At 73.7% G+C, this 13,808-nt stretch carries 12 protein-coding genes; 8 read left to right on the top strand and 4 right to left on the bottom strand.

Annotation, left to right across the window (positions count from 1 at the left end; translation table 11 throughout):
* Positions 1-3: 3 nt before the first annotated feature.
* Positions 4-837, bottom strand: a complete 834-nt coding sequence (locus ACFVXH_RS29970; protein WP_049651570.1) for a thioesterase family protein — start codon at positions 835-837, stop codon at positions 4-6.
* Between the two features lie 152 nt (positions 838-989).
* Positions 990-1,967, bottom strand: a complete 978-nt coding sequence (gene sph / locus ACFVXH_RS29965) for a sphingomyelin phosphodiesterase (RefSeq protein WP_387828867.1) — start codon at positions 1,965-1,967, stop codon at positions 990-992.
* 238 nt (positions 1,968-2,205) lie between these two features.
* Between sph and ACFVXH_RS29960 the strand changes: the two genes are divergently transcribed.
* Positions 2,206-2,904: a hypothetical protein gene (locus ACFVXH_RS29960; protein ID WP_387828865.1), complete on the top strand. Its 699-nt coding sequence runs from the start codon at positions 2,206-2,208 to the stop codon at positions 2,902-2,904.
* Here ACFVXH_RS29960 and ACFVXH_RS29955 read toward each other — a convergent pair.
* Positions 2,886-4,202, bottom strand: coding sequence for a hypothetical protein (locus ACFVXH_RS29955; protein ID WP_387828863.1), 1,317 nt, complete (start codon positions 4,200-4,202; stop codon positions 2,886-2,888). The two genes, ACFVXH_RS29960 and ACFVXH_RS29955, sit on opposite strands and share 19 nt — an antisense overlap.
* A gap of 219 nt (positions 4,203-4,421) precedes the next feature.
* Between ACFVXH_RS29955 and ACFVXH_RS29950 the strand changes: the two genes are divergently transcribed.
* Together ACFVXH_RS29950 and ACFVXH_RS29945 are read left to right on the top strand one after the other, a co-directional pair.
* The gene (locus tag ACFVXH_RS29950) at positions 4,422-5,669 is read left to right on the top strand and encodes a GNAT family N-acetyltransferase (protein ID WP_387828861.1); all 1,248 of its coding nucleotides are present in this window, start codon (positions 4,422-4,424) and stop codon (positions 5,667-5,669) included.
* A 75-nt stretch (positions 5,670-5,744) separates the two neighbouring features.
* Positions 5,745-6,314 (top strand): PH domain-containing protein, encoded by a 570-nt coding sequence (locus tag ACFVXH_RS29945; protein ID WP_387828860.1) that lies wholly within the window; start codon positions 5,745-5,747, stop codon positions 6,312-6,314.
* Between the two features lie 101 nt (positions 6,315-6,415).
* Here the strand turns inward: ACFVXH_RS29945 and ACFVXH_RS29940 are convergent, their stop codons facing one another.
* Entirely contained in the window at positions 6,416-8,476 is a 2,061-nt protein-coding gene (locus tag ACFVXH_RS29940; protein ID WP_387828858.1) for a glycogen debranching N-terminal domain-containing protein, read from the bottom strand.
* A gap of 218 nt (positions 8,477-8,694) precedes the next feature.
* Here ACFVXH_RS29940 and ACFVXH_RS29935 point away from each other — a divergent pair, with 218 nt between their 5' ends.
* The 5 genes from ACFVXH_RS29935 to ACFVXH_RS29915 form a co-directional block, all read left to right on the top strand.
* Positions 8,695-9,687, top strand: a complete 993-nt coding sequence (locus ACFVXH_RS29935) for a LacI family DNA-binding transcriptional regulator (protein ID WP_310593080.1) — start codon at positions 8,695-8,697, stop codon at positions 9,685-9,687.
* A 57-nt stretch (positions 9,688-9,744) separates the two neighbouring features.
* A complete protein-coding gene (locus ACFVXH_RS29930; protein WP_387828856.1) occupies positions 9,745-10,998 on the top strand; it encodes an extracellular solute-binding protein in 1,254 nt (417 codons plus the stop codon).
* Entirely contained in the window at positions 10,988-12,094 is a 1,107-nt protein-coding gene (locus ACFVXH_RS29925) for a carbohydrate ABC transporter permease (RefSeq protein ID WP_387828854.1), read from the top strand. Before ACFVXH_RS29930 ends, ACFVXH_RS29925 begins: the two co-directional genes overlap by 11 nt.
* The gene (locus ACFVXH_RS29920; RefSeq protein WP_079272266.1) at positions 12,081-12,977 is read left to right on the top strand and encodes a carbohydrate ABC transporter permease; all 897 of its coding nucleotides are present in this window, start codon (positions 12,081-12,083) and stop codon (positions 12,975-12,977) included. The genes ACFVXH_RS29925 and ACFVXH_RS29920 overlap by 14 nt, the downstream gene beginning before the upstream one ends.
* 52 nt (positions 12,978-13,029) lie before the next feature.
* The coding region (locus ACFVXH_RS29915) for a glycoside hydrolase family 15 protein (protein WP_387828851.1) at positions 13,030-13,808 on the top strand (779 nt) is incomplete at its 3' end.

Raw genomic sequence — 13,808 nt, 5'->3', positions numbered from 1 at the left:
CCGTCAGCCCGCGTGCTGCGGGCGGACGGTGAGGATCTGCTCGGCCCGGCCCAGCGGCCCGCGGACGTCGTGCAGCACGGTGCTGGTGACGCCGTGCCCGGCCGGGCCGAAGCTGACGCTGGTGTCCAGGCCGGTCCAGCCGCCCTCGGGGCGGCGGTGGAAGTGGATCGTCAGGTCGGTGTTGGGGAACATCCACTCGGTGGGGCTCTGCCGCACGGCGATGCCGTTGGCGGTGTCCACCAGCATGACGAAGGAGGCGTGCGGGCCGCTGGGCTCCCCGGCGACCAGCTCGACCGGGGTGGAGAGCCAGGCGGCGGCGCGGCCCGGGGCGCTCTCCCGGCGGCGGACGTCGATCGAGGCGATGTAGCCGCCGCCCCAGACCCCGCGCATCGTCCAGGGCTCGAACTCCTCGGGCGCGGGCAGCGGCTCGTCGTGGGTGCCGGCGACGGCGGTGGTGTCCAGCTCGGCGAGGAACCAGGCGCGGGCCCGGACCACGGCGCGCCCGCCGATCGTCACGGTGGCCTCGACCAGCTCGATGGTGCGGCCGGGGCGGACGGTCTCCACCGTGATCTCGCACTCGTCGAGGGCGATCAGGCCGAGTATGTCGTAGCTGATCCGGGCCAGCGCCAGGCCGTCGGCGGGGCGGCCGGTCCCCTGCTGGTCGGCCCTTCGCTGGTCGGCCCGGTACCGGTCGATGGCGTGCACGATCAGGCCGCCGAGCGGGCTGAAGTGCTGCTCGTCGGGGTGCCAGGCGCCCTGCGCCTGCACGGTGGGCTTGTAGGTGTGGTCGCCGGTGCGCTGGTAGTAGCTGTCGGGCGCGGCGTTGGGGGTGGTCACGTGCGCTTCTCCTCGGGCCGGATCGCTGGCTGCCGGGCGGGCGCCGCCGGGGTACGACGGCGCCCGACCTCGGCGTTCAGGATCGTAAGGGGCCGAACCGCCCGCGCGGCGTCACGGGTGACGCATCCCACACCCCCGGGGGATCCGGCCGGTCAGTGCGCGGCGAGCGGGTAGTGGTCGGAGAGGTCGGTGTAGGTGTAGCTCTTGCCCCAACTGCTGACCGTCCAGGGCGCGCTGTGCACCCGGACCACCTCGTTGACGTACTGCTGCGGGCGGGCGTGGTCGGCCCGGTAGAGGACGTAGTCGAGGTCCTCCTTGGGCTCGCCCGGGTAGCGGTAGGCGGCGATGGAGTTGTCGACGGTGTCGAAGGAGTTCGGCCAGCCGGTGCGGGCGGAGGCCGGGGCGAGGTTGCCGTTGCTCAGCAGCGCCTGGTACTCGGAGCCGTGCGAGTCGATGTTGAGGTCGCCCGCGACCAGGACCGGCTCGTCGGCCGGGATCCGCTTGGCGTCCAGGAAGGCGCGCATCGCGGTGAGCTGCTTGGCCCGGATGTCCGCGGCCTGGCCGCCCGCGCAGCCGGAGTCGGTGGACTGGAGGTGGGTGCCGACCACGTGGGTGCGGCGGCCGTTGACGTCCAGCACCGCGTACGCGAAGCCCTTGTTGGAGAACCAGTCCGAGCCGCAGGCGTCCTTGAAGACGTACTGCTCCTTGCGCAGGATCGGCCACTTGCTGAGCAGGGTGACGCCGCCGTCCTCGGGGGTGGTGGAGCTGTAGCTGCCGGAGGTGGCGTCCCAGCCGCTGGTGGAGCGGCCGACCACCGGTGTGTGGTACGGGTAGGCGGCCGAGGCCTTGGCGGTGAGCGCGTCGGAGGCCGCGTTGTCGAAGGCCTCCTCCAGCACGACCACGTCGTGGCCCTGGAAGAAGTCCGCCGAGGCGATGGCCTGCGCCCGGTACTGCTGGCCCCAGTTGGGGTAGAGCGAGGTGCTCATCAGGAAGGTGTTGTAGGTCAGCACGTCGAGCGGGGGCGCGGTCGTCGGGGCGGTCTCGGCCGAGGCCGGGGCGGCGCCGAGCACGGCGAGGACGGTGGCGGCGGCACCGGCGGCGAGGGTGCGGCGGACGGACGACAGGGGCATCGGGCCTCCAGGAGGGCATCGCGGGTGTTGTCGTGGACCCGTCGGGTCAAGGGATGTTGTGTATCCAACTCGGCTCCCCGCACGGCCCGCAAGACAGCGGGCGAGCATGTGATGAACTCGTCGGTAACACCCGCGTCGAGGGCCTGACGGGCGGTCACCGCCCCGCCCCTCCGTACCGCGTGCCGGGAGCGGCGGTCAGACTGTCCCCAGCACCACGGAAGAACGGACGGGGGAAGGCATGGCCCGCAGGAAGAAGCAGAAGAGGCCGCTCGCGGAGGGGGTGGTCCGGCCGCCGAAGCGGGTCCGCAGGCGCCCGGAGCCGCAGCTGTCGCCGAAGGCGGTCCGCCGGACGGCCTGGCTGGTCGGGGTGCTCACCCCGGTGCTGATGGTCGGCCTGGCCGTGCTCGGCAGCAACCCGGACTACGAACTCCCCTGCGGCATCCTGGCGTTCGTGGTGCTCTCGGCGGGCGTCATCGGGCTCGGCTTCGTCCGGCCCCGCGGCCTGGTCATCTGGCCGGCCGTCCTGTTCGGCGTGCTGCTGCTGGCGCTGCCGGCGGGGAGCATCCGGGCGCAGATCCTCACCGACCGCGGGGTGGAGACCGCCGTGGTGGTCACCGCGGCCCACAGCGCCAAGGACAAGAACGGCACCGTCAGCTGGACCTGCGACCTCCGCCGCGCCGACGGCCGGCCGCTGCCGCACGCCCGGGTCGGCGGCTTCGGCTGCTCGGCGTACGCCGTCGGCGACACCGAGAACGTCCTGGTCGACCCGGCGGGCTGGGCCCCGCCGGTCTCCCTGGACGAGGACCTCCCGTTCCGCCGCGGCGGCGTCTACGTCACCGCGGCGCTGGCCGTCCTGTGGGGCCTGCTCACCCTGGTCGCGGCGCGCCGCACCCTGCGGGATCCGGGCGCCGCGGCTGGTCAGCGGGGCGGCAGGTAGCGCACCAGGACGTCGGAGCCGGTGCCGTTCAGGGCGCCGAACAGCAGGGTGGTGCCGAACGCGTCCACCGCGGGCGCGAAGGACGGGCCGACGCCCTCGGCGACCCGCTCGACCAGGCCGGTCCACAGGTCCCGCCGGAAGAGGTCCGGGGCGCCGTTGGTGTCGCCGGGCACCAGGCCGGCGTCGTCCGAGACGAAGTGGACCCAGCGGTCGTCCGCCGTCATGACGCCCGGCTGGGTGCCGGCGGGGGCCACCTCGGTGACCGCCCCGGTGCGCAGGTCGCGGGCGAGGAGCGCGACGCGGGTGGCGCCCTGGCCGGGCTCGAACACCCGGAACAGCGCGAACCGGCCGTCGGGGCTCAACCGGCTCTGCCGCACGGCGTCGCGCAGGGTGCCGCTCGCGTCGACGCTCGCGCCCTCGATCCGGCCGGTGCGGGTGTCGTAGACGTAGAGCGGGAAGAGCTGGCGGGCGGGCGGCGGCTTCAGGGCGGGCTGGGCGGGCCGGGAGGTCGGGCCGGTCGCGGCGGCCGGCAGCAGGTTGGCCGCCTTCGACCGGAACGCGACGGTCCGGCCGTCCGCGCTGAGCGAGGGCTCCACCGAGCCGCCGTCGGCGGGGGCGCCGCCCTGCCCGGTGCTGACCAGCCGGGTGCCGCCGGTCCGGCGGTCCGTCAGGTAGACGTTGGCGGTGCCGGCCCCTGCCCCGGGGGCGAGGTCGGCGCGGTCCGAGGAGTAGGCGACGAAGCGGCCGTCGGCGCTGATCGCGGGGCTGACGGAGTTTCCGGCGCCGGTGCCGGCGGTGACCAGCTCGGTGCGGCCGGTCAGGCGGTCGCGGACGTAGACGTCGGTGCGGCCGCTGCCGTTCCCGGGGACGGCGTTGGCGGCGTCGCTGCTGAAGGCGACGTAGCGGCCGTCGGCACTGATCGCCGCCTGGCTGGTGGAGCCGTCCAGCTGGGCGCCGTCGTCGGCGAGGCTGACCCGCTCGGTGTGCCGCGTCCACAGGTCGCGGACGAAGACGTCGTAGAGGCGGTTGGTATCCCCGGGCACCAGGTTCGAGGCCAGCGAGGCGAACAGGGCGTACCGGCCGTCGGCGCTCAGCCCGAGCGGCTCGGACCAGTCGTCGGCGGGCGCGCCGTCGGGGCTCACGTTCACCCGGACCGGGTCACCGCTCGCGGACGCGGATCCGGACGTGAGCGTGAGCGTGGCCGCGGGCTCGGGCCCCGCGTGGGCCGCCGGTGCCGCGGTGCCCGCCAGCAGCGCGGCCGCCAGGACACAGACCACCCGGAGCGTCGTCGTCTTCATGGGCTCCCCTCCCCTTGGATTCCTCGTGGATTCCCCCGCACTCCCCCGTCCCCCCAGGGGGAAGCCAACCCTCCGGTCGTGGCCACGGTCAACCCGGCCACCCCCGAGACGGGTACGATCTCGCCAACTCCCCTCCACATCGGGCGTGTTCCCGCTCTTCCTTGCCGGTTCGGCAAAAACCCCTTGGCCGTGGGCGGCCACCGGTGCGAGGGTCCGGGAATGACCGTTGACGAACCCTCTGCCCTGCCGACGGCCCTGCCCGGCGGCCTGCTCCTGCGCGAGTCCCGGCCGGAGGACGAGGAGCGGATCGGCGCGCTGCTCACGGAGCGGGGCGACCCGGGGGACGCGCTCGACCACCGCCTGGTGGTCGAGGACCCGGACGCCGGCCGGTCGGCCAGCGCCGTGGTGGTCGACGGCGACCGGGTCGTCTCCACCGCCACCCTGCTCGACGAGGAGCTGCGCCTCGGCGGTGTCCGACTGCCCGCCGGGCAGGTCGACATGGTCGCCACCGACGGGGAGTACGAGGGCCGCGGCCTGGTCCGGGCCCTGCTGCGGTGGGCGCACGCACGCTCCGCCGCGCGCGGGCACGTGGTCCAGGTGATGATCGGAATCCCGTACTTCTACCGGCTGTTCGGCTACGAGTACGCGATCGACATCCCGGTCTCGCGGCCGCTGCTCACCGCCCCGCCCAGCATCGGCGCCGGGGACGCCCCCGCACTGCGCACCGCCCGTGCGGCGGACCTGCCCGCGCTGGCCGCGCTCCAGGAGCAGGCGCAGCGCGGCTTCGACCTCGCGATGGGCCACGCCCCCGCCCGCTGGCGCTGGCTGCTGGCGCACGAGGCGAGCACCCTGCGGGTGGTCGAGCGCGCGGGCGAGGTGGTGGCGGTGGGCCGCACCACCCCGGTGGACGACGGCGAGTTCCACCTGGTCGAGGCGGCCGCCGCGGACGAGCGGGCGGCGCGCGAACTGCTCGCCGGCGTGGCGGCGTTGGCGCCCGAGGCGCGGCTCCAGGTGGTGCACCGGCCCGGCACCCTGCCGGCCACCGTCTGGCACGGGCTGCTGGACGACACCCCGCGCCCCGAGGCGGAGCAGTACTACGTCCGCATCCCCGATCCGGCCGTGCTGCTCGACCGGCTGCGCCCCCTGTTCCGCCAACGCCTCGCCGCCGCCGGCCTGGACCGCGCCGACGGCGAACTGCTGCTCTCCACCTACCGCGCGCACTACCGGATCCCGCTCGGCGAGCAGGATCCGGGCGAGGTGGTCACCGGCGGCACGATGCAGGGCACGGGCCCGGGCGGCGGCGTGGGCGTGGCGCCGGACGCGCTGGCGGCGCTGCTCTTCGGGCCGTACGGGCTGGAGGGGTTGAGCCGCATCCGGCCGGACGTGTACGGGCGTGGGGACGAGGAGCTGCACCGGGCGCTGTTCCCGCCGCTGACGTCCGATCTGCTGACGTACTACCTGCCGTGACGTCCCGTCCGCCGGGCCCCGTCACGGGGACCCCGCCCTGTCGGGGCCCGGCGGCCGGGGCGTAGGGTGCGCCCTGTGAACGAACTGATCTTCCGGGGGAAAGACAAGTTCCGCCCGTCCTGGTCCGATTTCGGCCTGCTCGCGGTCATCCTCTCGGCCCAACTCGTCATCGGCTACAAGAGGCTCGGCCTCGTCCCGACGCTCCTGATCGTCGCCGGGACCCTGGTGATCGCCGTCCCGAGCCGCTTCGCCACCATGCGGTGCTGGAGCCGGGTCGGTGCCGACGGGATCACCCTCTGCTGGGGGCTCGGCCGTGGCCGCACCTACTCCTGGCAGCAGATCGCCTGGATCGACGTGCGGGAGACCAAGGGCTTCGGCATGAGCGAGGGCACGCGCGCGGCCCGGATCCACACCGTCGACGGCCGGCGCCGCTCGCTTCCGGCCCTCCAGAGCAGCACCTTCTACCCGTCGGCCGACTTCGACACGGACTTCCGCCGGGTCGTCAACTGGTGGGAGCTCAGCACCGAGCCGGGCGAGCGCGTCCGGCCGGGCGCCCAGGTGCGGGACCGGCTGACGCCGGTGAAGGTCGGGCTCCTGGCCTCCGTCGTCCTCGGTGCCGTCATCCTCGTCGACGTCCTGCGGTAACCACCGGAACTCCCGGTTCGGCTCCGGTTCCCACCCGGGAGCCGGAGCCGACCTGTGTTCCGCGCGACCGAAGCGCCGTCGGCGCACCGCGGTGCCGCCGGTCAGTCGACCACGGTGACCGTGAAGCCCTCGGGCGCCCGCAGCCGGACCGCGCCGGTGTGGTCGGTGGTCACCTCGATCGGCAGTCCGGCCACCGTCAGCCCGTCGATCCGCAGCGACTCGTACCCGGCGGGCACCCGCGCCCGGACCGTCAGCCGGCGGCCCGGTGCGTCGGCCTCCAGGCCGAGCAGCGACTGGAGGACCGTCACGGCGGAGGCGGCGGCCCAGGCCTGCGGGCGGCAGGACGCCGGGTACGGGACGGGACGGGCGTAGTGCTCGCGCGGGTGGCCGCCGAAGAGTTCGGGCAGCCGGTGGTCGAAGCCCGCGGCGGCGCGCACCAGTCCGGCGGCCAGCGGCTCGGCGGCCTCGTGCAGTCCGGCCTTGGCGAGGCCGTGGACGGCGATGGCGCTGTCGTGCGGCCAGACCGAACCGGTGTGGTAGCCGAGCGGGTTGAAGCCGGCCGCGGCGGCGTCCAGGGTGCGCAGCCCGTAGCCGCTGTCCATACCCGGGGCGGTGAGCCGGGCGGCGACCAGGGCGCTCTCCTCGGCGTCGAGCAGGCCGGTGCCGAGCAGGTGGCCCATGTTGGAGGCGATCGAGTCGACCCGGCGCTTGTCGCCGTCGAGGGCGACCACCGGGTAGCGGCCGTTTCCGTCCTCGGTCCAGAAGGCGTCGCGGAAGCGTTCCCGCAGCCGCTCGGCCCAATGCCGCCAGTGCTCGGCGCCGGGGCGGCCGAAGGCCTCCAGCAGGTCGGCCGCCTTGACCGCCGCCTCGTGGGCGTAGGCCTGGACCTCGCTGAGCGCGATCGGGGCGTCGGCGATCCGGCCGTCGCGGAAGCGGATGCTGTCGGAGGAGTCCTTCCAGCCCTGGTTGGACAGGCCGCTGCCGGTGCTGTCCACGTACTCCAGGAAGCCGTCGCCGTCCGCGTCGGCGTACCGCTCCAGCCACTCGAGGGCGGCCTCGGCGTGCGGGAGGAGGTCCTCGACCTGGTCGGCGGGCAGGCCCCAGCGCCAGGCGTCGTGCAGCAGGACGAGCCAGAGCGGGGTGGCGTCGGCGGTGCCGAAGTAGCAGGGCGGCAGGTGGGCGCCGGTGTCGAGGTGCTGCTCGGCGCGGCGGACCTCGTGCAGGATCTTGCCGGGCTGCTCCTCGGTGGCCGGGTCGACGGCGCGGCCCTGGCGCCGGGCCAGGGTGCGCAGGGTGCCGGCGGCGAGTTCGGTGCCGAGCGGGAGGAGCATCCGGGCCGCCCAGAGCGAGTCGCGGCCGAACAGGGTGAGGAACCAGGGCGCGCCGGCGCCGAGGAAGGTGTCGGCGGGGCTCAGCGGGTCGGTGAGCAGCAGGCCGCGCAGGTCCTGGTGGGAGCGGGCGAGCCAGTGGCCGAGGTCGTGTTCGCGGCCGGTGACCTCGGGGGCGCGCCAGGGGGCGGCGTCGGCGGGCGGGGCGGGGAAGAGGTCGCCCTCGGCGTGTTCGGCGGTGCACTCCAGGACGGCGTGCCAGGACTGGCCGGGGGCGAGTTCGATGTCGTAGCCGGCGGTGCCGGTGGCGGGGTCGAGGTGGTCGGGGGCCGGGGTGAGGGCGAGGACGGCGGTGAGCGGGCCCCGGCTCCAGCGCAGTGCGTCGTCGCCGTCGGCGCCGGGGGTCAGCGGGGTGTCGGCGCGGCCGGCCTTGACGGTGTCCATCGCGGCGAAGTCGCTCTCGGCGCGCAGGTCCAGGCGCAGCCGGGCGGTGAGGTCGCCGCCGTTGTGGACGGTGTAGCGCTCGGTGAGGCGTCCGGGGGCGAGTGCGCGGCGGCGTTCCAGGGTGGTGGCGGGGTCGGCGGTCCGCTCGGCGAGGCCGCGCAGCACGGTGACGAAGGTGGTGCTGCCGTCCGGGCCCTCGGCGGTGGCGACGGGTGCGTTGGGGACGCCGGGGACGCTGGCCTCCAGGCGGGAGAGGATCCGGCGGTCCCCGTGGAAGAAGCCGTCCGCTCCCCCGGCGAACCGGCCGTCGGGGCGGGAGGCGCAGAAGCTCGGGGCGGCCACGGAGAGCCGGGCGTCGTGCAGGAACGGCTGCAGGTCAATCGCTTCCATCGCTGACATGGTCTCTTCATCCTCTGCTGGGGGCTTGACAGTTGCTTCCACCCGGGCGCAACCTTTCTGCCGTTGGAGCGTTCCAAGACATTAAACCCCCTGGTGGGGATGATGGAACCCCGGATTGGAACGCTCCAACATTCATGTCGATGGAGACAGAACCTAGGATCGCCGTCATGCATGCACACTCATCGCCCCGGCCCAGGACAGGGTCCGCCGTGACCCTCGAAATGGTCGCCGCCCGGGCCGGCGTGGGCCGCCAGACGGTCTCCAACGCGATCAACTCGCCCGAGCTGCTGCGCCCGCAGACGCTGGAGCGGGTCCGGCGCGCCATCGACGAGCTCGGCTACCGGCCGCACCGGGCCGCGCAGGCCCTGAAGACCAGGGCCAGCCGGCTGATCGGCTACGGCATCCGCTCCAGCAGCACCGGCGTCGCGACCCCCGTCCTGGACCGGTTCCTGCACTCGCTCTCCGAGGCCGCCGACCGGGCCGGCTACCGGGTGGTGCTGTTCGCCGTCGCCCCCGGGGACGACGAGCTCACCAGCTACCGGCAGCTGCTGGACGAGCACGGCGCGGACGGCTTCGTGCTCAGCGGCACCGACCGCGGCGACCGCCGCCAGGGCTGGCTGCACGAACAGGGCGTCCCGTACGTCGCCTTCGGCCGCACCTGGAGCGGCCGGGACGTCGGCGACTGGGTCGACGTGGACGGCGCCGCCGGGACCTCGGCCGCCGTCCGGCACCTGGCCGGGCTCGGCCACCGCAGGATCGGCTTCCTCGGCTGGCCCAAGGGCTCCGGCGTCGGCGACGACCGCGCCCGCGGCTGGCAGAGCACGATGCGCGAACTGGGCCTGCCCACCCGGGGCCGCCGGGCCGAGAGCCCGGACGACCCGGAGCGCGCCACCGAGGCCGCCGAGCGGCTGCTCGCGGCCGGCGCGACCGCGGTCGTGGCCGCCAGCGACACCCTGGCCCTCGGCTGGTACCAGGCGCTGCGGCACGACGGCCGCACCCCCGGCCCGGAGGCGGCCGTCATCGGCTTCGACGACTCGCCGATCGCCCCCCTGCTCTTCCCCTCGCTGTCCAGCCTCGCCCAGCCGCTCGACGCGGTCGGCCGCGAGTGCATGCGACTCCTGCTCGACCGGCTCGGCGACCGGCAACGGCCGACCGAACACGTCCTGCTGGAACCGGAACTGGTGCTCCGCGAAAGCGTGTGACACCGCTCCCCCGAGCCGTCTCCGACCCATCCCCCCACCCTCGCAAGGAGATCACGCATGGCCACCTCCCGCACCCTCGCCGCGGCCGCCGTCTGCGCGGCCGTCGCCCTCGGCGCCGTCACCGGCTGCTCCTCCTCCGGCGGCTTCGGCGACTCGACGGCCAAGCAGTCCTCCGGCGGCAAGCAGGACCTGACGGTGCTGATCGCCACCTCCGGCGAGGCCGAGACCGCCGCGGTCAAGGCGGCCACCGCCGCCTGGGCACAGCAGACCGGCAACAGCGTCACGGTGCAGATCGCCAGCAACATCAACCAGCAGCTCGGCCAGGCCCTCGCCGGCGGCACCCCGCCGGACCTCTTCTACGTCAACTCCGACCAGTTCGCGAACTACGCCAAGGGCGGCTCGCTCTACGCCTACGGCGACCAGATACCCGACGCCGCGGACTTCTCCGAGCAGCTGCGCAAGGCCTTCAGCAACGACGGCAAGCTCACCTGCCTGCCCAAGGACAGCTCCACCCTGGGCCTGGCGATCAACACCGACCTCTGGAAGCAGGCCGGCCTGACCGAGGCCGACTACCCCACCACCTGGCAGCAGCTGTCCGACGACGCCGCCAAGCTCACCAAGAACGGCGTCACCGGCCTCGTCACCGCCCCCGACTACCAGCGGGTCGGCGCCCTGCTGAAGGAGGCCGGCGGCTGGATCACCGACCCCGAGCAGAAGACGATGACCGCCGACAGCCCGGCCAACAAGCAGGCGCTGGAGTACCTCCAGTCCATGATGAAGGCCGGCTCCGCCAAGTACGTCGCCGAGGTGGACGCCGGCTGGGGCGGCGAGGCGCTCGGCAAGGGCAAGGCCGCGATGACCATCGAGGGCAACTGGCTGAAGGGGGCGATGGCCAAGGACTTCCCGAACGTCCCGTACAAGGTGCTCCCCCTGCCCGCCGGCCCGGCCGGCCCCGGCACCCTCGCCTTCAGCAACTGCTGGGGCATCGCCGCCAAGAGCACCCACCAGGCCGCCGGCGTCGACCTGGTCAAGCACCTGACCAGCGCCGACCAGCAGCTGGAGTTCTCCAAGGCCTTCGGCGTGATGCCCTCGCGCACCAGCGCGCTGGCCACCTACGCCCAGCAGTACCCGGAGTCCAAGGCCTGGGTCGACGGCGTCGCCACCTCCCAGGCGCCGGTCACCATCGCCGGGTTCAACCAGGTGCTCACCCAGTTCAACACCGACCTCCAGTCGCTGAAGACCGGAGACCCGGCGGCCGTCCTGGGCAGCCTCCAGCGCAACGGCGAGCAGGCGCTCAAGAATGCCAAGTAAGAGCGCCGCCCGTACCGACCGCACCGCCCGTACGGCCCGCACCGCCGGGACGAAGGCCGGGCGCGGCCTGCGCGAGGGAGCGTGGGGCTGGCTGTTCACCGGCCCCATGGTCCTCGTCCTCGGGCTCTTCATGGTCCTGCCCATCGCGATGGCCCTGTGGGTCAGCCTGCTGCACTGGGACGGCCAGTCCAACCCCTTCAGCGGCAGCGCGGACTTCGTCGGCCTGGACAACTACCGGCGGCTGTTCACCCAGGACGGCCTGGACCGCACCCTGTTCGCCACCTCGCTGCGCAACACCCTGTACTACGTGGTGCTGACCGTGCCGCTCCAGACGGGGCTGGCGCTCTTCCTCGCCATCGCCGTCAACCAGCGGATGCTGCGCGGCCGGGGCGCCCTGCGCACGGTGTTCTACTTCCCGTCCGTCACCAGCTCGATCGCCGTCTCGACGGTCTTCCTCTTCCTCTTCCAGGGCAGCGGCGCCGTCAACCGGATGCTCGGCTGGCTCGGCGTCCAGGGGCCGAACTGGTTCGCCGACCCGCGCGGACTGGTCTGGCTGGTCCTCGGCTGGTTCGGCGTCGACCAGCCCGCGCCGACCGCCGGCGGGCCGCTCGGACTCTCCTGGTCCGAGTGGTTCGCCGGGCCCTCGGTCGCGATGTCCACCCTGGTCCTGATGGCGGTCTGGACCACCTCCGGCACGTTCATGCTGATCTTCCTCGCCGCCCTCCAGGACATCCCGCGCGAACTGGAGGAGGCCGCCGCCCTGGACGGCGTCAACCGCCGCCAACTGCTGCGCCACGTCACCCTGCCCGCGCTGCGGCCCGTCCTGTTCCTCGTCCTGACCCTCGGCCTGATCTCCACCTGGCAGGTCTTCGACCAGGTCTACGTGATGGGCAAGGGCGCCCCCGGCAACACCACCCTCACCCCCGCCTACCTGTCCTACTCCTCCGGCTTCGACAACGCCGACTACGGGCAGGGCGCCGCCATCGCCTTCGTCCTGCTCGGCCTGATCCTGCTGCTCACCGCCGTCCAGCGGTGGGTGCTGCGGGAACGGGACGGCAAGCCGGGGCGGAAGGGAGCCCGACGTGCCGCGCACTGACGCCCCGCGGGCCGAGGACCGGCCGGTCCTCGGCCGCTTCCCCCGACCGCTGCGCCTCCTCGGCTACGCGGCCCTGGCCGGCTTCGCGTTGATCTACCTGCTGCCGTTCCTACTGCAGCTGGTGAACAGCTTCAAGACCGACCCGGACGCGGCCGCCCACCCGATGTCGCTGCTCCCGGACGGCGGCACCCTCGCCTCCTACCGGCGGCTGCTCGGGCTGGCGGACGGCGTGGAGAACGTCCCGTTCCTGCGCTGGCTGGGCAACAGCGTGGTGGTGACCGTCCTGGTCACGGCCGGCCGGGTGCTGTTCGACTCGATGGCGGGCTACGCGCTGGCCCGGATCAGGTTCCCCGGCCGGCGGCTGCTCTTCGGCTTCGTGCTCGCCGTGATGGCGGTGCCGGGCGTGGTGCTGCTGATCCCCAAGTTCCTGGTGCTGAAGAGCTTCGGCATGTTCGACACCTACAGCGGGATGGTCCTGCCCCTGCTGGTCGACGCCGCCGGGATCTTCATCATGAAGCAGTTCTTCGAGTCGGTGCCGCGCGAGATCGAGGAGGCGGCGCGGATCGACGGCGCCGGGACCTTCCGGATCTTCTGGTCGGTCGTACTGCCGATGTCCCGGCCCTCCCTGATCACCCTCACCGTGCTCTCCTTCCAGGGCTCCTGGAACGAGTTCACCCACTTCCTGGTCTCCACCCAGTCCAGCGACCACGACACCCTGACCACCGGACTCGCCCACTTCGTCGCCGGCGGCCTCGGCTCCGGCACCCAGTACCCGCTCAAACTGGCGGCCGCGCTCGTCTCCACCCTCCCGGTGGCGCTGCTGTTCTTCTGCTTCCAGCGGCACTTCGTGCGCGACGCCAACTCGGGCTCGTCCAAGGGCTAGCCCCCGCTTCTTCCCCTCTCCCATCCCTTCCGCACCACTCTGGAGAACGCCCGTGCCCGCCCGCATCGAGGACTACGCGCTGATCGGCGACATGCAGACCGCCGCCCTGGTCGGCCGGGACGGCTCCGTCGACTGGCTCTGCCTGCCCCGCTTCGACTCCCCGGCGGTCTTCGCCGGCCTGCTGGGGACCGACGAGCACGGCTTCTGGCGGCTCGGCCCGGGCGGCGACACCGCCGCCCCGGCCGTGCCCGCCGACCGCCGCCGCTACCGGGGTGACTCGCTGATCCTGGAGCAGGAGTGGGACACCGACGGCGGCACCGTGCGGGTGGTGGACTTCATGCCCCCGCGCGGTACCGCCGCCCCACAGCTGATCCGGATCGTCGAGGGTGTCTCCGGCACCGTGCGGATGCGCTCCGCACTGCGGATGCGCTTCTCCTACGGCCGGGTGGTGCCCTGGGTCCGCCGCGTCGAGGAGGGCGGGCAGTCGCGCACGGTGGCCGTGGCCGGCCCCGACTCCGTGTGGCTGGACGGCGAGGCCGAGACCTACGGCCGCGACCTCACCACCTACGCCGACTTCACCGTCACCGCCGGGGAGCGGATCGCCTTCGCCCTCACCTGGCAGGCCTCCCACCTCGACGCGCCCAAACCCCCGGACGCCGAGGGCATGCTCGACGCCACCGCCGACTTCTGGCACGACTGGGCCGACCAGTGCACCTACCAGGGCCCCTACCGCGAAGCCGTGATCCGCTCCCTGATCACCCTCAAGGGCCTCACCTACGCCCCCACCGGCGGCATCGTCGCCGCCCCCACCACCTCCCTGCCCGAGGACAT

It is taken from the genome of Kitasatospora sp. NPDC058184 (assembly GCF_042883725.1).
Lineage (GTDB): Bacteria > Actinomycetota > Actinomycetes > Streptomycetales > Streptomycetaceae > Kitasatospora.
The sequence above is the reverse complement of the archived record's forward strand: the minus strand, read 5'-3'. Positions and strand labels throughout refer to the sequence as shown.

Excerpts from the sequence above, each read along its gene's own strand:
- sph (WP_387828867.1), bottom strand. The coding sequence starts at position 1,967 with ATGCCCCTGTCGTCCGTCCGCCGCACCCTCGCCGCCGGTGCCGCCGCC.
- ACFVXH_RS29960 (WP_387828865.1), top strand. The coding sequence starts at position 2,206 with ATGGCCCGCAGGAAGAAGCAGAAGAGGCCGCTCGCGGAGGGGGTGGTC.
- ACFVXH_RS29955 (WP_387828863.1), bottom strand. The coding sequence starts at position 4,202 with ATGAAGACGACGACGCTCCGGGTGGTCTGTGTCCTGGCGGCCGCGCTG.
- ACFVXH_RS29950 (WP_387828861.1), top strand. The coding sequence starts at position 4,422 with ATGACCGTTGACGAACCCTCTGCCCTGCCGACGGCCCTGCCCGGCGGC.
- ACFVXH_RS29940 (WP_387828858.1), bottom strand. The coding sequence starts at position 8,476 with ATGGAAGCGATTGACCTGCAGCCGTTCCTGCACGACGCCCGGCTCTCC.
- ACFVXH_RS29930 (WP_387828856.1), top strand. The coding sequence starts at position 9,745 with ATGGCCACCTCCCGCACCCTCGCCGCGGCCGCCGTCTGCGCGGCCGTC.
- ACFVXH_RS29925 (WP_387828854.1), top strand. The coding sequence starts at position 10,988 with ATGCCAAGTAAGAGCGCCGCCCGTACCGACCGCACCGCCCGTACGGCC.